Origin of the sequence: Paenibacillus sp. FSL F4-0100 (assembly GCF_037993005.1) — a bacterium.
Taxonomy (GTDB): Bacteria; Bacillota; Bacilli; order Paenibacillales; family Paenibacillaceae; genus Paenibacillus_AQ.
Genome location: NZ_CP150303.1, coordinates 5,545,018 through 5,565,777, shown reverse-complemented (window position 1 = coordinate 5,565,777; position 20,760 = coordinate 5,545,018). Strand labels below are relative to the sequence as shown.

Genomic DNA, 20,760 nt, shown 5'->3' with positions numbered 1-20,760 from the left:
TGGATATGCTTGAGCGGGAGAAGGAGCGCTGGTCTCTGTCCGGAGCGCAGCTGGGGATTTGGTACGCCCAGCAGCTTGACCCGGTCAATCCAATATTCAACACGGCGGAATGCATTGAAATACGAGGACCTATAGACCCGGTTCTGTTCGAGAGGGTCTTACGTCAAGTGGTCGTGGAGGCGGATGCATTGCATGTTCGCTTCGGCGAAGATATGGACGGGCCTTGGCAGTCGATCGATCCATCTCCGGACTGGGTCCTCCATGTGCTGGATGTCAGCGGGGAGAAGGATCCCCATCATGCTGCCCAAAGCTGGATGGAACATGATCTTGCCCAAGCGGTCGATCTGAGCCGAGGGCCGCTGTTTACGGAGGCGCTGTTCAAGATCGCTGCCGATCGCTACTATTGGTACCAACGCATTCATCATATCGTAATCGATGGGTTCGGCGTATCGCTTCTGCTGCAAAAAGTTTCCCAAGTCTACACGGAATTGGCGGGCGGAGTATCTTCCGGTATAGGAGCGTTCGGCAGGTTTCGTACGATCCTGGAAGAAGATACGTCATACCGCATGTCGCAGCAGCTCAACTCGGATCGTGAATTCTGGCTGCGGCGCTTTGTCGATGAGCCGGAGGTCGTCAGCTTAGGCGGTCAGGCACAGCGTTCGGCACGCAGCTTCCTGCGCCGATCGGTGCAGCTTCCCGAATCTTCGATCCATCGCTTACAGGAGGTCGCACAAGCATCAGGGACAAGCTGGCCGGATGTAATTGCGGCTGCAATGGCCTTATATATACACCGTATAACAGGCGCTGAGGATGTTGTGCTTGGATTGCCGGTGATGGGTCGCCTAGGTTCGGCCTCCATCCGTATACCAGGGATGGTCATGAATGTGCTGCCGCTCCGGGCGCACATAAGGCCCGATATGAGTCTGATCAACCTGCTGCAGCAGGTCGCACGGGAGGTTCGCGAGATCAAGCGGCATCAGCGCTACAGGCATCAGGACATCCGGCGCGATCTCAAGCTGCTCGCCGATAACCGCAGGTTATTTGGACCACTCGTGAATGTGATGCCCTTTGCTTCGGAATTGAACTTTGGTGGTTTCGGCGGCAGCGTCCGTAACCTGGCTTCCGGACCGGTGGATGACTTGACCTTGAACGTATATGGAAGTTTGGATAGTTCGGATGGGAACGGGCTGAGAGTCGATATGGATGCCAATCCCTTGATCTATAACCTGGAGGAGTTAGAGTCCCATTTACAACGCTATTTGTATTTGCTGGACAACTTGGCCGAAGCGGAGCCGGCCCATTCTGTAGGAAGCGTGGCCTTTATCTTGCCGGAAGAACGCGACAAGGTGCTTTTTCAATGGAATGATACGGCTCGTCCCTTACCACAGTTAAGCATACCGGAATTATTCGAGGAGCAGGTGACACGTACCCCACAGGCGGAGGCGGTGGTATGCGAAGGGTTAACCCTTCGTTACGAGGAGCTGAACAGGCGAGCGAACCGCCTGGCTCGCTTACTTATTGCCCGTGAAGTAGGTCCTGAACGAATCGTTGCCCTTTCCCTGCCCCGTTCGGCGGACATGATCGTTGCGATCCTGGCCGTGCATAAGGCTGGAGCGGCTTACTTGCCGTTAGATCCGGATTATCCGGATGAACGGATCGCCTATATGCTTGAAGATGCGAAGCCGGCGTGTTTGATCACAACACAGGAGCTGGCTGGAAATTTCGCAGCTGTCATGAAAGACAAGGACGTGATCGTGCTGAATGCTCCGGCTACCCACCAGCGATTGGAGCAGCAGGCGTTTCATAATCCTGTCGATGATGATCGCATACGTCCGCTGCTGCCGCTTCACCCGTCCTATGTTATCTATACGTCCGGATCCACAGGACGGCCCAAGGGCGTCCTGCTCACGTTCGAAGGACTTGCCAATCTGCTATCGGATATGCGCGAGCGATTGGAGATTGGGGAGCGGGATCGCTGGCTGTCGGTTACCACGATGTCATTCGACATCTCGGTCATGGAGGTGCTGCTGCCGTTGGTCTGCGGTTCGACGCTCGACATCGTGATGCGGGATACCATTCTCGATGCAGCGGCGCTCATAGGCAGAATTCGGGAAACCGGGACGACCGTCATGCAGGCGACCCCGACGTTATGGCAGTCCATTGTCGCTTGCCGTCCAGAAAAGTTTGAGCGTCTGAAAGTCATCACTGGGGGCGAGGCGCTGCCTGTCGGTCTTAAGCTTGCGCTGCAAGATCTAAACTGTGAAGTGAATAATCAATATGGACCGACGGAGACAACGATTTATTCGACGGCGGCGAAGCTCGATCATGAACGGGACAAGCCATCCATTGGGGGACCGGTGTGGAATACGAGACTGTATGTGCTCGATTCTTCACTCTCGCCGGTTCCGCCAGGCGTAACAGGTGAGCTGTATATTGCAGGTTCGGGGCTTGGCCGGGGGTATCTGGGAAGACCCGACTTGACGGCGGAACGATTTGTAGCGGATCCCTTTGGTCCGTCCGGATCCCGGATGTACCGAACAGGCGACCTTGCCCGCTGGCTGGAGAATGGTTGGATTGATTATTTGGGGCGTGCCGATCATCAGATCAAGCTGCGCGGCTTCCGTATCGAGACGGGAGAGATTGAGTCCGTGCTTGTGGCTTATCACCAGGTGGAGCAGGCCTGTGTCATCATCCGTGAGGATCGGGCCGGTGATCGACGCCTCGTTGCTTATATCGTACCGTCTCCATCTGCTTCAAGCCTCATCAATATGGCAGAGTTACGGGATTATGCCGCAGAGAAACTGGCCGAGTACATGGTGCCGTCTGTTATCGTGGCACTCGACGCGCTGCCGTTAACGCCGAACAAAAAGGTGGATCGCAAGGCGCTGCCTGCGCCGGATCATCCGTTGACAGTCGGCCGCATGCCGCGGACACCCCAGGAAGAAATGCTCTGCACGATTTTTGCCGAGGTGCTCGGGTTACCGCGGGTTACCATTGATGATGATTTCTTCGCCCTCGGCGGCCATTCCCTGCTTGCCGGCAGGGTGATGGTACGTGTCAGGGAGGCCTTTGGCGTGGAGCTTAGCATGGGAAGTCTGTTTGAAGCAGCGACGGTCGCGAGTCTCGTTAAGCGGCTTGATTATGCGCAAGCGGCCAGACAGGCTGTGCGTCCCGTGATGAGGACCGAGCATCTGCCGTTATCTTTTGCCCAGCAGCGGTTATGGTTTTTATATCGTCTGGAGGGTCCGAGTCCGACCTATAATATTCCGCTTGTGGCTCGCTTGTCAGGTGAGCTTGATGTGGACGCATTGCGAATGGCGCTGGGGGATGTGACGGCTCGTCATGAATCGCTGCGCACAGTTTACCCGGATCAAGAGGGGACTTCCTATCAACACATCCTGGACGCCGAGGAGGCACGACCGGAACTGATGGTGACCGAAATCAGCGAGTCGGAGCTGCCTGATCGATTGGCCGAAGCCGTCAGGCACCCATTCGAGCTTGCCACCGAAACCTCGCTGCGGGTAAAGTTGTTCAAGCTGGAAAACGAAGAGTTTGTTCTGCTGTTGCTGCTGCATCATATAGCGGGAGACGGCTGGTCGCTTACTCCCCTGACACGAGATCTATCGAATGCCTATACCGCACGGTGCCTGGGGAGTGAGCCGGAATGGTCTCCGTTACCGGTCCAATATGCAGATTATGCAGTTTGGCAGGAGAAGCTTCTTGGCAGCTCGGGCGATAAGAGCAGTTTGATCGCCCGTCAGCTGGACTATTGGACCGAGGCACTTTGCGATTTACCGGAGCAATTGGAGCTGCCCACCGATTATTCGAGGCCAGCTGTCGCCAGCTATCAGGGCGGAAGCGTGTCGTTTCCGATTTCGCGTGAACTGCATCAGCAGCTGAATACGCTCGCGCAGAGCAATCGAGCGACATTATTTATGGTGTTTCAGTCTGCGATGGCGGCGCTGTTTACGAATCTGGGTGCAGGTACGGACATTCCGATCGGCAGTCCGGTCTCGGGCCGGAACGACGACAGTCTGGATCAATTGATTGGTTTCTTCATCAATACGCTTGTGTTTCGTGTAGACACGTCGGATGACCCACCATTCGACGAGCTGCTGCAACAGGTACGGGAGAGGAGCCTGGCCGCCTTCGAGCACCAAGATGTGCCGTTCGAGCGGCTTGTCGAGACATTGAACCCGCCGCGTTCCCGGGCGAGACATCCGCTTTTCCAAGTGATGCTCGTGCTGCAAAATACGCCGGAAACTTCGCTTGAGCTGCCGGGAGTCAGCTCAAAGCTGCAGTTGCAAAGCGTAGGTACGGCGAAGTTTGACCTAACCTTCGAGCTGACAGAGCGGCGGGATATGAACGGCGAACCTGACGGAGTGGACGGTTTAATCGAATTCAGTACAGATTTGTTCGAGCGCAGAACGGCAGAAGCGATGGCGGAGCGATATGTGCGCGTGTTGGAGAGTGCTGCCATTGAACCAAGTAAAACCATCAGTCAACTTGATATATTAACCGTTCATGAGCGTGAGGAAATCCGTCGACAGTGGAGCGCTCCGCTGCCTTTCACTAAGCAGGCAACCTTGCCCCAGCAGTTTGAGGAGCAGGTCAGCCGCTCGCCTCAATCGGTCGCGATTGTCCATGATGGATTGTCTCTGAGTTATGAGGAGCTGAATGAGCGTGCTAATCGGCTTGCTCACTGGTTGATTGCAGCAGGCGTCGGTACGGATCAGATCGTAGCACTCGCCTTGCCGCGTTCGATGGACATGGTTATCGGCATATTGGCTGTACTTAAGGCGGGGGCCGCTTACCTGCCGCTGGATCCGGAGTACCCGGAGGATCGACTGGCTTACATGATGGAGAACGCTTGTCCGGTATGTCTCATTACGAGTGTTCATGTGCTGGATCGGCTGCCGGGATCGGCAAACATCAGATGCATCGTGATCGATGAGTCCGAGCAAGCTTTACGGTTGCAGCGTTATTCTAAAGTAAATCCAAGCGACCATGAGCGTCACAGGCCGCTTACCCCGCAGAGTGCCGCGTATATCATTTATACCTCCGGGTCTACCGGCAAACCGAAGGGCGTGCTTGTACCGCACCAGAATGTCATCCGATTGTTTGATTCTACCGCGAATTGGTTTCATTTTGATGAGACCGATGTATGGACATTATTCCACTCGTATGCCTTTGATTTCTCGGTATGGGAATTATGGGGACCGCTCTTGTACGGTGGCCGACTCGTCGTTGTTCCGCATACGATCAGCAGATCGCCGGACGACATGTTGAGCTTGTTGGTCCGGGAAGGTGTGACGGTGCTGAATCAGACGCCTTCGGCGTTCTATCCGTTGATTCAGGCGGATCGAGAGCAGGCGGAGATGGGGCAGAAACTGTCGCTCAGGTACGTTGTATTTGGCGGTGAAGCCTTGGAGCTCGGACGGCTTGCGGATTGGTATGAGCGTCATGCCGACGATGCCCCGCGCCTGATCAACATGTACGGCATTACGGAAACAACCGTGCATGTCAGCTATATGGAATTGAACCGGAACCTTGCGCTGCCGGGAGCCGGCAGCATGATCGGAGAAGCCATACCGGATCTCAGAGTATATGTCCTGGATGCCAAGCTTCGGCCCGTTCCGTATGGCGTAACCGGAGAGATGTATGTCGCCGGCGCAGGACTTGCGCGGGGGTATTGGGGACGACCCGACCTGACGGCCGACCGGTTTGTGGCAGATCCGTATGGTCCGCCTGGGACAAGAATGTACCGAACCGGCGATTTGGCGAAGCGGCAGGCTGACGGTACGCTGGATTATTTGGGACGGTCCGATCATCAGGTGAAAATACGGGGTTTCCGGATCGAGCTTGGTGAAATCGAATCGGTCCTCATTCGCCATGAGGCACTCGCGCAGGCGGCTGTCATTGTGCGTGAGGACCAGCCAGGAGATCGGCGGATTGCGGCTTATGTTGTGAGCAAGCCCAGTTGTGAGCTGTCTTCAGGTGCAGAGTTGCGCCGTTATGCCGCCTCGATGGTTCCTGATTACATGGTTCCCGGGGCGTTCGTATTTATGGACAAGCTGCCGCTTACGCCTAACGGAAAGCTCGATCGCAAAGCGCTGCCGGCTCCCGATATGCCGTTCGATGCAGATGGACGCCATCCACGAACCCCGCAGGAAGAAGTGTTATGCGAGTTGTTTGCCGAGATATTGGGAGTCAAACGGGTGGGTATCGATGACGGCTTCTTCGAGCTCGGCGGCCATTCGTTATTGGCTGTCCGGCTTATCAGCCGGGTTCGCGAAGCGCTTGGAAAAGAGTTAAGCATAGCGGCTTTATTCGAGTCCCCTACGGTAGCGGGCCTTGTCGACAAGCTTGAGATGGGTGGCGGTACCAGTGCGCTGCAGGTTGTGCTTCCGCTTCGGGCGCATGGAAGTCAAATCCCGCTGTTCTGCGTGCATCCGGCTGGAGGACTAAGCTGGTGCTATGCCGGCTTGATGAAGCATCTCGGCATGGATTATCCGATTTACGGCTTACAGGCGAGGGGGATAGCGCAAGTAGAGGAGCTGCCGAAATCACTGGAAGAGATGACGACAGACTATATCGGCCATATACGTTCCCTTCAACCAAGAGGGCCATACCGGCTGCTCGGATGGTCTCTGGGCGGCAATGTCGCTCAGTCGATTGCGGTACAGCTGCAGGAGGCGGGTGAAGACATTGAAATGCTAGCCATACTGGATGCTTACCCAAGTCATTATTTGCCGATCAAGGAAAACCCCGACGAAGACGAGGCTTTGACCGCGCTGCTGGCGCTTGGCGGCTTTGACAAGGAGAGCATTGAAGAGGGGCTTGGAGACACACCGCTAACTATAGCGACAGCGCTGGAATTGCTGCGTAATGAGAGCAGTGCGCTGGCGTCCTTGGAGGAAGAGACGATGATGAATCTGAAGGCGACTTATGAGAACTCGGTTCAGCTGTTGAAGGCGTTCGTTCCGAAGAAGTTTGAGGGGGATATAATATTCTTCCACTCGACCATCATCCCCGATTGGTTCGAGCCCATCGAACCGGAGATGTGGAGCCCTTATGTGGGAGGGCGAATTGAACGGCATGATATCGCATGCCGACATAAGGATCTATGCCAGCCGGGTCCTCTGGACTATATCGGCAAGTGTATTCTAAGCAAGCTGGAGGCAGCTGTACCCCGAGGGCAGGCCACATTGGAGAGGAGGGAACTCATCCATGACCAATCCTTTTGAGCAAGTCGACGGCAAGTTTCTTGTACTGGTGAACCATGAGGGGCAATATTCGCTCTGGCCGGATTTCGCGGCTGTTCCGAACGGCTGGACACCGGCTTTTGGACTTAGCACGCGGGAGGAATGCGTGGCCTTTATCAACGAGAACTGGGTTGATCTGCGGCAACGAAGCTTGTATGACATTGCCGGGTCATTACCGGAACACAGGCCATGAGCGATTGGCTGAATCCGAAAAGGGTAATATGCATCGTCTATGTGGCCGCGATGTTTGTGGTTGCCATGGACGCAACCGTGCTGAACGTGGCACTTCAGACGATCAGCCGGGAGCTTGAAGTGCCGCCTGCGGCCTCTGGTATTCTGAATGTCGGTTACCTGGTCAGCCTCGCCATCGTTCTGCCGATGGCGGGCTGGTTAGGCGACAAATGGGGGACCAAGCGAACGTGTCTGCTGGCACTGGCCATTTTCACGGGAGCGTCGGCACTATGCAGCTTTGCCGACAGTTTAGCTGCGCTGACGCTGTTTCGCGTGATCCAAGGCATTGGCGGCGGCTTGCTGACCCCGGTCGGCATGGCGATGTTGTTCCGCATGTTCCCGCCGCAGGAGCGCGCGAAAATCTCCCGGGCTCTCATCCTGCCCATTGCGATTGCGCCTGCAGTCGGTCCGATTGTGAGCGGTCTGCTGGTTGAGTATTTGACATGGCGGTGGATCTTCTATGTGAGTTTGCCGATTGGTATTCCTGCGCTAGTGTTCGGTCTGTTCTGGCTGAAGGAACATCGTGAGCCGGATGCCGGCAAACTGGACGTGCCAGGTCTGCTTCTGTCCGCGCCGGGTCTTGCACTGGTGATGTACGCCCTGAGCCAGGGACCGCTGCTTGGGTGGAACGCCCCGCAGATATGGAGCGCCGGTTTGGCAGGCATGCTCCTACTCGCTGCACTGGTCAAGGTAGAGCTGAGCGCACAGAAACCGCTGCTGGATCTGCGGCTGTTAGGCAATCGCTTGTTTCGAACGACGGGTTTCATCGCGATGTGTGCTTCTGCGGGGTTGCTGGGAATGCTGTACGTATTCCCTTTGATGTATCAGAACGCCCTGCATGTTTCCGCGCTGGATACGGGGCTGACTACGTTTCCCGAAGCCATCGGACTTATGGTTGCCTCGCAGCTCGTACCCTGGACGTATCCAAGGCTCGGTCCAAGACGGGTGATCATGATGGGATTTGGGGCAACCGCGCTGATCTTTATTATGCTCAGCATGGTGGACGCAAGTACCAATCCTTGGTTCATACGGTCCCTGCTGTTTGGCGTGGGCATTTTCCTCGGGCAGACCGTTGGATCCGTTCAGATCGCGGCCTTCGCCACCATCCCGCCTGCTTCAATGGGGCGCGCTTCGACTTGGTTTACGGTGCAGAACAGGCTTGGTCCTGCCATAGGACTGGCCATTCTATCGGGCATATTGGCTGCCGTTGGTACGGGGACCGTGAACGCGGCAGGGGAGATGGAGCCGAATCTGCTGGCATACCGCGCGGCATTGCTGGGGACTGCAGGCTTCCTGCTCATCGGTACAGGAGCGGCGATATGGATTCGGGACGCCGATGCGGCGTCTACGATTCGCAAACCTGCCGCCAAGATTCCGGCGAAGGAACAGGCCGCTCCGGCCGAGAGTTAAATCAAGCTGCAAGGAAGAAAAGAACGAGGAGTTTGGGGAGAAAACCCGGATCGGTTTTAATCATGCAAGTGTTCTATACGATGGGGCTGTCTTGGCAAGTTTGGCGAGGCAGCCATTGTCGGTTTTTTACCTGTGGGTAAGGAGGAAATCAAATGGCAATATAAAATCTTTAAATCAAGAGTCTCTATCTTGACAGTTAATCAATTAACTGATAAATTGATATCAAGGTAATGCATTATAAACTTCAAGGAGGGATGGGACGATATGATGATGAACACGGTATCTTCTTGGTTCCGCATTCGATTGTTTGTATCTGTACCGCCCCAGCTCCGGGAAGTAGCTAACAGAAGCGGTAACCGTTACCCAACGTAGGAGGCTTTCAAATATAACCTCAGATGATAGATGAAACAAACAATAGCATAGCCGTAATCGTAAATCATTGATTATTGCAACAAGCTAGCGAAGAGCCTTTATATATCAATCACAAGCACAGATGTCATAAAACGGCTTATTTTTTAATCATCACTTAATTAGTAAACTGAAAGAGGTGGAGATGCTATGCATCATATACCAGGGCATCATCATATATCCATGCTTACGAAGAATGCTCCATTAAATCATGAGTTTTATCAAAAGAAATTGGGCTTGCGAAGAGTGAAGAAGACGGTCAATCAGGACAATCCTTCCATGTACCATTTGTTTTATGGGGATTTAACGGGAAGCGCCGGTACGGAATTATCCTTTTTCGAAATGCCGGCTACAGGGAGAACCGTGCGCGGAACCAACGCCATTACACAAATCGGGCTGCTTGTTCCGTCATTCGAAAGTCTGAAGTATTGGAAAAAGCGCTTTGAACAACTTAGAGTTACGCACAGTGATATCACATGTATGCAGGCAGAGAGGCATTGCCGTTTGAAGATCCGGAAGGGCTGCGCCTCATTCTGATTAACCATAACGGTGCAGAAGTGCCGGCAGACTGGGCAGCGTGGGAGGGGTCGCCCGCTGATCAGGCGCACCGCATCCTGGGGATGGGAACGGTAGAGATTACCGTACGCCATCTAGATAAAATGGCAGCCACGCTCACGAAAGTACTCGGGTATGTCGAGGTTTTCCGTTCGGAGCACGAAGCGATATATCAGTCCGTCGAAGGGCAAGCACTCGGCGAAATCGTGGTAAAAGAGCAGGATGGACCCAACGAAAGACCGGGACGCGGCAGTGTGCACCATCTGGCGATCCGCGTCAATGACGAGGAGGAATTGGCTTATTGGAACGAGGCGGTATCCCAACATGGCTTTCAATCAACCGGAATCATTGACCGATTTTATTTCAAAAGTTTGTATTTCCGTGAAACGAACGGCATCTTATTCGAAATGGCGACGGATGGACCCGGCTTTACAGCAGATTCCACCGTGGAAGAGCTGGGCAGGCAGTTGGATCTGCCGCCGTTCCTGGAGGCCAAGCGTGCTGAAATTGAAGCAGGATTGACACCAATAGACGAATAAAGGAGACATCAACGCATGAAAGAATATCGAATTCATCCAGACAAAGGAATGGAGATCGGGATTTACTCCATCGGTGAGCACATGATCAATCCGATGACCGGGAAGCGCATAAGCGCGGAACAACGCATACATGAACTCATTGAGGCAGCCAAGCTGGCGGATGAGGCCGGGTTGGATGTGATCGCGGTAGGGGAGAGCCACCAGACTTATTTTACCACCCAAGCGCATACGGTCATCCTTGGCGCGATTGCCCAGGCAACCCGAAACATAAAAATAGCAAGCTCGGCCACGGTGTTAAGCACGTCGGATCCAGTGCGGGTGTATGAGGATTTTGCAACACTCGATTTGATTTCGAAGGGGCGTGCCGAAATTGTAGCCGGACGCGGCTCTCGCGTCGGTGCGTACAGCTTGCTTGGTTACGATGTGCGCGATTACGAGGAATTATTCGAAGAAAAGATGGAGCTGCTGCTCAAAATCAACGCGGAAGAAACCGTAACCTGGGAGGGACAGTTCCGTGCACCACTGAACCATGCGACCATTCTTCCGCAGCCTCAATCCGGAAAAATGCCGATCTGGCGCGCGGTCGGAGGGCCGCCGGCGAGTGCAATCAAGGCCGGTTACGCCGGCGTTCCGATGATGCTGACCACGCTTGGCGGCCCGGCCATTAATTTCAAGCTAGCCGTGGAGGCCTACCGGGAATCGTTGCAGCGGAGCGGCTATGATCCTTCTCAGTTTCCGATCGCGACGACCAGTTTGTTATATACGGCGGAGAACTCGCAGGATGCGCTTCGCGAGTACTACCCGCACATCAATTCCGGCATGATGGCATTGAAAGGCAGTGGTTATCCGAAGCAGCAATTCGCGCAGTCGACGGATCACCGGGATGCTCTGATGGTCGGCAGTCCGCAGCAGATTATCGAGAAGATGCTGTATCAATATGAGATGTACGGACAACAGCGCTTCCTGGCACAGATCGACTTTGGTGGATTGCCGTTTGACAAAATCGCCAAAAACATTGAACTGATCGCTACGGTAATCGCGCCGGAGATCAGAAAACATACTGCAAAAAGCAAGGAGGAAATCGGATGAACGTCGTAGGAATCGCCGGCTCGAACGTCGGCACCAAGACCAAAACGGCGATGAATTATACGCTCAAGGCTGCCCGCGATAAGTATCCGGATGCCGAGATGATCTTGCTGGATTTAGCTGAATACAACCTTGTTTTCGGCGATGGCCGGGATTATCGGGAATATGAGGGGGATACCCGCTATGTAGCCGAAACGATTATGGCGGCAGATGCACTCATCATCGGTACGCCTACCTTCCAGGCTTCCATCCCGGCGACGCTCAAGAACGTTTTCGATTTATTGCCGGTGAACGCTTTTCGGGGCAAGGTCGCCAGTATGCTGGCAACGGCAGGGTCTGCGAAACATTTTCTAATGATCGAGCAGCAGTTAAAGCCGATTCTGTCCTATATGAAGGCACATATCGTTCCAACGTACGTGTTCATCGAAGAAAAGGACTTTCACCGCAATGAAATCGTGAACGACGATATTCTCTTTCGCATTGAGCGTCTGGTCGAAGACACGGTAATGCATTTGAATGTGGTGTCCGCGATCCAGGAGACCAAAGACGCAGCTTATGATTTTTGATTAGATTAGATGGCCAGATAAAGTTTTATAAATGATAAAGGGGCTATACTCCCTGCATGTTGTTGCAGAGAGATGGCCCCTTTGTACATATTTAATCAGACTGCTGAATTCGGAAGCTTATCCGTTTTAACGATGGTTTCGATCTGTACGGTTCTGTATGGGTTCTAGAAATGGGCGTTACTTGGGCTTGCGCAAGCCTTTGGGCAGGTGATTTTTGAGCTGTCCGCCGCTGGCTTTGCCCCAACCCAGAGGTAATCCATCCGTGGTTACCAACGTCCATCCCCGGTATTCGGAAGGAATGGAGATCACTTCTCCCCGCAAATAAGCAGCTGCCTCGGCAGAATCTGAAGGCAGATCCCAGCTGCGGGCAGCTTGGCCAGGATGCAAGGACATAGCAAGGGCATGCGCCGGTTCGACACGATTCTTCTTCAGATGAGCCAGATGCAGACCTGCGCGCGGCATCTTTAATCCCTTCAGCTGCTTGTCATTCCATGCCAAGCTCTCGCTGACCGGAAGCCAGTACAGCTCCTCACCGAACAATATCGGAGTACCGCCGTTAAGCTCAAATCCAGGGATGTCCTGCTTCGCCCAAGCCTGATATTCAGCCAGAGCGGAAGGCGCAGGCGTTTGTTTGCTGCCTCGATTTGATTTTGCGGGAGATTTACTGCTGCCCTCAGAGTAACCGAGGTCTTCATGTAAAGCTCCGGCAGCCGCCGATTTGACCAAGATAGCAACAAAATGCCCCTCCCCCCGTTCCAAGTGGGGCCACAAGCGCTTCATTTCATGCAGCTCTATATCGGGATACTGTGAAAGAATGCGCTCAATCATCTCTTCATTCTCGGCCGTGTTGAATGTACAGGTGGAATAAGCCAGAGTTCCTCCCGGTTTGAGCATCCGGTACGCCTCCTGGACAATGTCCCACTGCCGGGCGACGCACAGATCCACATGCTCAGGCGACCATTCCTCAATCGCTGTGGCATCCTTTCGAAACATGCCTTCACCGGAGCATGGCGCATCGAGCATGATCCGGTCAAAGCAGGCAACGAAACGGCGGGATAGCTGATCCGGTGCCGCACTCGTAACGACGGTATTCATGATTCCCATACGTTCCACGTTCTCGGCAAGAATCCGCGCCCGCTCGGGGTGGATCTCATTGGAGACAAGCAGTCCCTGGCCCATCATCTTGGAGGCAATATGGCTGGTCTTGCCGCCGGGAGCTGCCGCAAGATCCAGGATGGTCTCTCCGGGCTGAGGATTCAACAGCTCGACTGCGGACATTGCCGAGGGCTCCTGAATATAATATAGTCCAGCGGCATGATAGGGGTGTTTGCCTGGGCGCAGGCTTTCATCATAATAGTATCCGGTATCACACCAGGGGACGGGTGTCAGCTCGAATTGCCGGATGAGGTTTTTTACGCTGTCTGCGGCATGAACCGCTTTCAGCCGGTTAAGACGCAGCCCGTGGGTGCGGGGGAAATCATAGCTGTCCCAAAAATCGCACGAGGCATCCCCAAGAATATCATTCATGCTGGCGACAAAGCCAACAGGCAATAGTTCCTTTCTCATTCGTTATATTGCTCCTTCTTTAGAATAAGGTACATGCTGCAGTGTATGGAAAAGAAATCCCAGTTCAGAGTTCATTTCTTCTCTGGCTTTAAGGAATCGGTCATTAGTTTATCATGTTGCCGAGGGCGTAGTAAAGAAATGTCAAGCAAAAAAAAGACCGCCCACTTCATATAGTGGGCAGCCTGCGCCAGTGTTATCCGGCGGATACCGTTGATTCGGTTGAAGAGGTTTTTAAGGACCGGTAATCGGATACCTTGTTTTTGCCGGTTGTTTTGGAATGATACATCGCTTTATCGGCTTGTTTCATGAGTTCATCGCCGCGAACGCCTTTGCGCAGTACGCTGTAGCCGATACTGATGGTGACGATGCTCTCGCTTGCCACTCTGGCTCGGATGTTCTCGGCGACCTGCGCGGGTTTGACTTTGCGGTCAACCACCAGGGCGACCAATTCCTCGCCGCCATACCTGCCGGTAATCCCGATACCATCAAGCTCTTCCTCCATAATGGCGGCGACCTGCTTCAGTACTTCATCGGCTCTGGCATGGCCCTGGGTATCATTCAGCTTCTTGAAATTGTCGATGTCGCAGAAGATAGCGGATATCTTCAATTCCTGAGACGCGTAATGGTCCAGATACTTCATAAAATGCCTGCGGTTGTAGAGTCCTGTTAATCCGTCCGTAATGGCGGACCGGTAGATGGACTGCATCAGCTCGACAATGCGTCTGAACAGGATGAAGAACACGATGCTATAGAAAAGCACCGGCAGGGCGAGTGCGAGTCCCTGAAGCGCAGGAGACAGACTGCCAGAATAGGTATGTATGGATTGCAGGATAGCCGAGATGGCGTAGACGGCAAGTCCAATCGCATATTTGATCGGTTGTCCGATCCGCGGGGTGACTTTGGTATAAGCCAGATAGAGCGCAACGAGCTGAAAACCATCAAAATATATGCTTTGCCATATCGGGTCCAGGGTGTAAGGAAGAAATGAGGGAAGAATGAGCGGAAGCATAAGAAGTAGGGCTGACAACAAGGGAAGCCAATAATGCATGGTCTTGACTCTACGGTACAGCATGACAATCGAGACGTTCAGCAGGACAAACGAAAAAAGCTGAATGAAACGAAGGACGTCCGATTCCGGTGAAAAAACAGATTTTCCACTCCAAGCCGAATGGATGTTCAGACCCTCGTATGTCATAATGAAGAAGAAGGCTGCCGCCATATATATGTAAGCATTCTTGCGTTGCTTGCTGTACATAAAGAGACACATGATCAGCATCATAAGCGCGATATAAGCTCCGCATACAGCAAATATGGTAGGTAGTGGAGAAGTGGACCAGTAACTCAATTCATAGGACAAATCGATTCACTCCTGAGTAGGGATAGGTTTCCTTTAAATGAAACATATGTTCTAATATATCATATCGAAAAACAATGAATCTGAAAAGAGATTTAGAGAAAGGGGGATCCCCATGAAACTTCTTCAAGCATTATTCTTCCCTCCTGAACAGCCAGGCGGCGTCTCGTCCATGATTCCTTATTTGCAGGAGCGTTTTCATTCCTCTCGTTGGGAGATGGAGATGTTCTGGCTGCCCAAGCGGATCCGCAACAAAGGCCAGGAGGATCCGGTATTCCATACCTTTGATTGGAAAGAGTTCGAAGGGAGTGCGATTGTAGCGAAATACCTTCAAACCTACCGGGATTACCTGTGGTGGACACGTCTGCGTCTTCAAAAGCCTTATGATCTTATCCATAGTCATCATCCGATTGCAGGCATGTCGATGAAAGCCGTATTCCCTGAGGTTCCGCTCATCCAAACCGTGCATTCCAGTTACGAGCGCGAGCTCATCCTGAACGGAAGAATCAAAGAAGGAGGGCTGGAGCACAGATTCCTGGTCTCTTTATATAAGGAGCTTGAGTACATCAGCGACCGTTTGTTGACGGTGTCGAACTCCTTCAAGGATTATATGGCTCCCTACGTGAATACGCCCGAATCAATCGGGGTTATTCATAACGGATTTGATGATAAAAGATTTAAACCGGTGCCTCATGAAAATGCGGTGCCGCAGTTGATTACGGTATGCCGTCTGGTACCCGCAAAAGGATTGGACATTCTGCTTCAAGCCTGCGCGGAACTGAAACGCAAAGGATATGATTACGTTCTTCATATTATCGGCGACGGACCTTCCCGACAGGAGCTCGAGGAGATGGCCAAAACACTCGGCATCTACCAGGAGACGATTTTTTACGGATATACGCTGCATCCCGAGGAGTTTATGCCGTTCTTTGATATCTTTGTCCTGCCTTCGAGAGCGGAGGCGTTCGGCTCGGTGTTCGCGGAAGCGGCGCTTAGTTGCCTTGCGCTGGTAGGCACCGATGTCGGCGGCATCGCTGAGCAGATCGAGGATGGGGTAAACGGCTTGCTTGTACCGCCGGAGGATCCGATAGCACTCAGCGTTGCGCTCGAGAAGGTCATCAGTGATCCACTCTACCGTTATGAGCTTGCCCGGACCGCTTCGGATAAGGCGAAGAGTCAATACTCCCTGTCCAGATCCGTAAATGAACTGAAAAAAATGTATTTGAAATATCAACCTAAGATAGAGAGTTAGGGATCGGTTATGGCTTCTTTTCGATTTATGCATGCTGCGGATTTACATCTGGACAGTCCGTTTATCGGGATCAGCGGGCTCGATGACAACCTGCGGTCTTTCGTTCAGGAATCGACCTTCCGTGCGCTGGAGCGGCTCGTGCAGCTCGCCATCGACCAACATGTTGATTTTATCGTCATCAGCGGGGACATATATGATAGCTCCAACATCTCGCTGCGCGCACAGCTTCGCTTCCTGGAGTCCCTTAACCGTCTGGGAATGGAAGGGATTGCGGTATATGTGATCCATGGAAATCATGATCCGCTGGACAGCACCAAGCTTACTATGACGCTGCCTCCCCATGTCCATGTGTTTTGGGCGGAGCCTGCAAGCGTAACAGCCGTTCGCCGCTCGGATCATCAAGAAGTGGCGGTCATTACCGGGATGTCGTATCCGACCTCGAAGGTAACCGATAATATTGCGATACGTTATCCTGCTCCGTCATCCGGTCTCTACCATATCGGACTTCTGCACGCGAACGTGGATGGGGATCCTCATCACGAAACCTATGCACCCTGTACGAAAAGGGATCTAATCCAGGCCGGATATCATTACTGGGCGCTCGGGCATATTCACTCCCGTCGAACTTTGCAGGAATCTCCTTTTATTGTGTATCCGGGCAATATCCAGGGACGTCATGTCCGGGAGACGGGACCCAAGGGATGTTATATCGTTGATGTGGATGGGAGCTTCAACACGAAGCTGAGCTTCCATGAGCTCGATTCCATGCGCTGGCACATCGTTGAAGCGCCACTTGATTCTTATCAGGATGTCGATGAATGGAGACGCTCACTGGAATCCATTCTCACCGAAATAGCCAGAGAGAACGCGGATAGGCTTAGCATGATCCGCGTTCGGATTACGGGACGAGGTCCGGTTCATCGTCAGCTTGAAGGCGGATATGTACTCGATGAGCTGCTGACCGATCTGCGGAGAAGAGAAGCCGCGAAGGGGCAGACATGCGGCTATCGGGGATGCGTCTGGATCGAGAGTTTCTCCCTTCAATCCGGGGACGCGATCGATACAGAGAGGCTGCTTGCGGAAGACAGCTTTGCAGGGGACTTGCTTCGTCTTGTTCGAGGCGAGCAGGGACGGGTTCAAGATCCTGATGGGGTTGTTGCCAAGAGCTTGGAGCCTCTGCTGGAGCATGCGGAGCTCCGCTCCTTGCTGGACGAGATTAATCCGGAGGAACTGCTGGAATGGGTTCGCAGAGCGGAGGAACTGACCTTAGGGTTATTGCTGCGCGATCGTTCGCAAGAGGAAGGTGTCGGAACATGAGACTAGAGCGGATGAACATTCAAGGCTTCGGAGCTGTTCGGGACAAGAGCATTGATATCGATGCCCCTGTAACCGTGCTGTATGGGCCGAATGAAGCGGGAAAGAGCAGTGTCCTGTATTTTATCCGAGCCATGCTGTACGGATTCCCGGGGAAGGGCTCGCCGGCAGAACGCGGCGAGCCTTCTGGGGAAGGCGTACACGGCGGCGAGCTGCGTTTTCTGGATAAGGAGGGTGTGCCTTGGGTGATCCGGCGCTACAGCCGTTCCAGAGAAGGACATTCAGCCACCGGCAGAGGCGAGCGCGTACATATTCATAAACTAGCGGATAACGGGATCGTGATCGAGCTTGGACAGCAGGAGTTGGAGCAATATGCCTTGGGCGGCGTGTCCAGGGATATGTTTCGTCAGTTGTTTGCCATCTCGTTAAGCGAGCTGCAGGAAATCCGCAGCCTGCAATCTACCGAAATGAGCGGTTACCTGTTTCATGCCGGAATCGGCGGCGGGGCTAATATACTGGAAGCCGAACGCAAGTTGTCCCAGGAGATGGACAAGCTGTATAAGCCGCGCGGAAAGGTTCAGCATACCGCCAAGCTGCTGCAATCCATCGAGCATTTAAGAACCCAGGTTTCGGAGAGCAAGACGTACGTTTCCCGCTATAATGAGACCGTTACATCCATTCTGGAAATACAGGAACGGTTGAATCTTCTGGAACAGGATCGCAACAGGGACGCCGAGGATTTGTCGCTGCTTCGAAAAGCGCAGGACATTCGTCCGGCCTGGCTGGAATGGCGTGAGGCCAGGTTGGAACTCAAGGATCTGATGGACAGTGACAACTTTCCTCCGGATGGAATCCCCCGATACGAAAAGATGCAGGAGGAAGAGCGTCTTCTCCTCGCCCAGTTAATCCGCGTCGAGCGGGCGATCGAGGACGTGGAGGATAAGCTGAGAGCCCTCCCCCTTAATGCGTTCATGGAACAGTATGGCGAACGGATTGAGGAGCTATGGGCGAAACGAAGTCTGCATGAAACCGCAAGCCGGGAGCTTGCCGAGCTTACGGCCGAATACAAGTCTCAGGAGATCCGGCTGGAACAGCTGCTCCGAGATATCGATCCGGCATGGACCCGGCAAGAGCTGCTGACTCTATCGGTATCCGCTTCGGAGCGCGAGGAGGTCCGGCGAATCAGTGCGGCCTTTGCCGGGTATGATCGCCGGATGGAGGCACTGTTCATTGAACAGCGCGGGGCCCAGCGTTCGGCGGCAGCAGCCGAATCGGCTCTGCGGGAAGCCAGGCGGCAGCTGCGCGAGGAAATGGATCGGGGACAAGAGGCATTTGCCATGATTCAGCCGGCAGCGCCCCAGGAGACCGCTGCCCTGTGGAATCAGCTGCAGCTGGAGATCGAGCGTTGGCGCGAACGGAGATTGACCCGGACACAGCCGGAACCTGCTTCCACACGCCAGTCGGGGAGGGGCCGATTGCCTCGGATGTACGCGGCTCTGCTGGCGGGAATGGCTGTTATGACATTCCTGTTGGTAGCCGTATTGCTATGGACATCAACCACGGAAGCTGCCGTGGTCTCAGGCATCGTGATGCTGCTCGGCATGAGTTATGTATTCTGGAGCGGTCTACGTGACCGGGAAGATCATGGTACGGTTTCGAATGAGATCAATAATCTAGACGGACAGGGAACGGAACATATAGATCATCTCTATTCCAGGCTGGTCTCTGCCCCTTACGCGGCAGCAGCAGTGAGTACGATCCCGGGCAGTCGAAGGGACAAAAACGTTGTCCTGGCTCGCGACCCCTTCATGGTGGAGGCGCAGATGCGCGAGCTTCGATCCGTGATGGAGGGCTGGCAAGCATGGCGGCAGCGGCTCGATCGACTGACGTCCGATTGTGCGGCGGCTGAGGAGAAGGCTGCGCTGCAACAGGTTGAATTACAAACGGTTCAGGGCGCCATCGATCAGGAAGAGAAGCGATATTTGGAGCTGGAGCGGCAGTGGGAGGCGTGGCTTATGTACCGATCACTCCCGCAGAGTCTGTCGCCTGACGTGATGCTGGACGTATTCGTCAAGGTTGAGCAGGGGCAGGAGCTGATCCGGCAGCAAAAATCACTTGGCCTGAAAATGGATGTGCTGTTAAAAGAGGCGGAGGATTATATCATCCAATGCCATGAGATCTTTGCGGCGGATCCCCAGGGAGACGCTAACGGCAGCCGAATCCCAGCCGTCGCTGAGCTCGGCAACGTACATTCCAGATGGAAGAGCTATCAAGAGGATTCGAGACAGAAGAAGGTCCTTGCAGAGCGTGTTCAAGAGCTTCGCAAAGAGGGGGCTGTGATAGAAGAGGAGCGGGAAGCGCTGCAGCTGCGTAAAGCGGCTCTGATTGCATCGTCTCAAACGGCAGACGAAGAAACCTTTCTTCGTATGGGAGCTGCTGCGAAACGCCGGGAGGAACTTGTACGCACGATCCGCCATCACGAAATTACCATGTTCAGCGGCTGGGATGATGCGGGTCGCCGGCAGCTTGAACAGCTGCTGGAGCTGACGGATGCTGCGGAACTTGAAGCTCAATGTTTCAAGAAGGAGGAAGCCGTATCCGCCGTGCTCCACCTGCGGGACGAGCTTCAGGAACGGCGGGGGCGGCTGCTTCAGGAGAGAGAGTCACTGGAAGCCGCGGGGAACCAGGATTCCGCCCTGCAGCAGTTGGAGGAGCAGCGCTCCGCCCTGAGGGAATTAGTTTCGCAATATGCGGTACGTTCGATGGCCACCGAATTTATCAAACGTACACGCCGCATGTACGAGGAAGAGAAACAGCCGCAGGTGCTGCAGTTGGCTTCCCGCTACTTCTCCATACTGACCGGCGGCATGTACAGCCGGATGGTCATGCGGATGGGAGATCAGAGTCTGCTGGCAGAGCGCCCGATTGGTGAATTGGTGGAGAGCAGCAGGCTAAGCCGCGGCACGGCGGAACAGTTATATTTGACGATGCGGCTCGGTCTGATTCAATCGATGCCACATGCGATGGGATTGCCGCTATTGCTTGATGATCTGTTTGTTAATTTTGACGGTGAACGGCTCGGACATGCGCTCGAGCTTCTCGCGGAATTGTCGCAAGACCGGCAAGTCGTGATGATGACGTGTCATCGACATGTAGCAGAGCAAACCATGAAACGCATACCCAATGCACAATTTATCACGATGTAGCCATAAGA

General features: G+C 53.9%; 10 protein-coding genes and 1 pseudogene. 9 read left to right on the top strand and 2 right to left on the bottom strand.

All coding sequences use genetic code 11. The annotated features are described in order from the left end of the window. The first annotated feature begins 5 nt into the window (after nt 1–5). From MHH48_RS25175 to MHH48_RS25150, 6 genes and pseudogenes are all read left to right on the top strand, one after another. Nucleotides 6–7,247 carry a non-ribosomal peptide synthetase gene (locus MHH48_RS25175; RefSeq protein ID WP_076325763.1) on the top strand — a complete coding sequence of 2,414 codons (7,242 nt, stop codon included), beginning with the start codon at nt 6–8 and terminating at the stop codon, nt 7,245–7,247. Continuing rightward, nucleotides 7,231–7,458 (top strand): MbtH family protein, encoded by a 228-nt coding sequence (locus MHH48_RS25170; protein ID WP_076325764.1) that lies wholly within the window; start codon nt 7,231–7,233, stop codon nt 7,456–7,458. The genes MHH48_RS25175 and MHH48_RS25170 overlap by 17 nt, the downstream gene beginning before the upstream one ends. Then, on the top strand, nt 7,455–8,906 hold the full coding sequence (locus MHH48_RS25165) for an MDR family MFS transporter (RefSeq protein ID WP_076325765.1): 1,452 nt from the start codon (nt 7,455–7,457) through the stop codon (nt 8,904–8,906). The genes MHH48_RS25170 and MHH48_RS25165 overlap by 4 nt, the downstream gene beginning before the upstream one ends. A 558-nt stretch (nt 8,907–9,464) precedes the next feature. Then, a pseudogene (locus MHH48_RS25160) lies at nt 9,465–10,408 on the top strand (ring-cleaving dioxygenase). Between the two features lie 15 nt (nt 10,409–10,423). Next, nucleotides 10,424–11,497: an LLM class flavin-dependent oxidoreductase gene (locus tag MHH48_RS25155; RefSeq protein WP_076325766.1), complete on the top strand. Its 1,074-nt coding sequence runs from the start codon at nt 10,424–10,426 to the stop codon at nt 11,495–11,497. Further along, nucleotides 11,494–12,060, top strand: a complete 567-nt coding sequence (locus MHH48_RS25150; protein ID WP_076325767.1) for an NADPH-dependent FMN reductase — start codon at nt 11,494–11,496, stop codon at nt 12,058–12,060. Before MHH48_RS25155 ends, MHH48_RS25150 begins: the two co-directional genes overlap by 4 nt. Nucleotides 12,061–12,237: 177 nt before the next feature. Here the strand turns inward: MHH48_RS25150 and MHH48_RS25145 are convergent, their stop codons facing one another. Further along, on the bottom strand, nt 12,238–13,626 hold the full coding sequence (locus MHH48_RS25145; RefSeq protein WP_076325768.1) for an RsmF rRNA methyltransferase first C-terminal domain-containing protein: 1,389 nt from the start codon (nt 13,624–13,626) through the stop codon (nt 12,238–12,240). 193 nt (nt 13,627–13,819) lie between these two features. Next, the gene (locus tag MHH48_RS25140) at nt 13,820–14,983 is read right to left on the bottom strand and encodes a GGDEF domain-containing protein (RefSeq protein WP_076325769.1); all 1,164 of its coding nucleotides are present in this window, start codon (nt 14,981–14,983) and stop codon (nt 13,820–13,822) included. Nucleotides 14,984–15,095: 112 nt separating this feature from the next. Here MHH48_RS25140 and MHH48_RS25135 point away from each other — a divergent pair, with 112 nt between their 5' ends. Genes MHH48_RS25135 through MHH48_RS25125 form a run of 3 tightly spaced genes read left to right on the top strand, consistent with a single transcriptional unit; the run spans nt 15,096 to nt 20,752 of the window. Continuing rightward, nucleotides 15,096–16,232: a glycosyltransferase family 4 protein gene (locus MHH48_RS25135; protein WP_076325770.1), complete on the top strand. Its 1,137-nt coding sequence runs from the start codon at nt 15,096–15,098 to the stop codon at nt 16,230–16,232. A gap of 9 nt (nt 16,233–16,241) precedes the next feature. Then, nucleotides 16,242–17,549 carry a DNA repair exonuclease gene (locus MHH48_RS25130; protein ID WP_076325771.1) on the top strand — a complete coding sequence of 436 codons (1,308 nt, stop codon included), beginning with the start codon at nt 16,242–16,244 and terminating at the stop codon, nt 17,547–17,549. Next, nucleotides 17,546–20,752, top strand: coding sequence for an AAA family ATPase (locus tag MHH48_RS25125; protein WP_076325772.1), 3,207 nt, complete (start codon nt 17,546–17,548; stop codon nt 20,750–20,752). The genes MHH48_RS25130 and MHH48_RS25125 overlap by 4 nt, the downstream gene beginning before the upstream one ends. Nucleotides 20,753–20,760 lie beyond the last annotated feature (8 nt).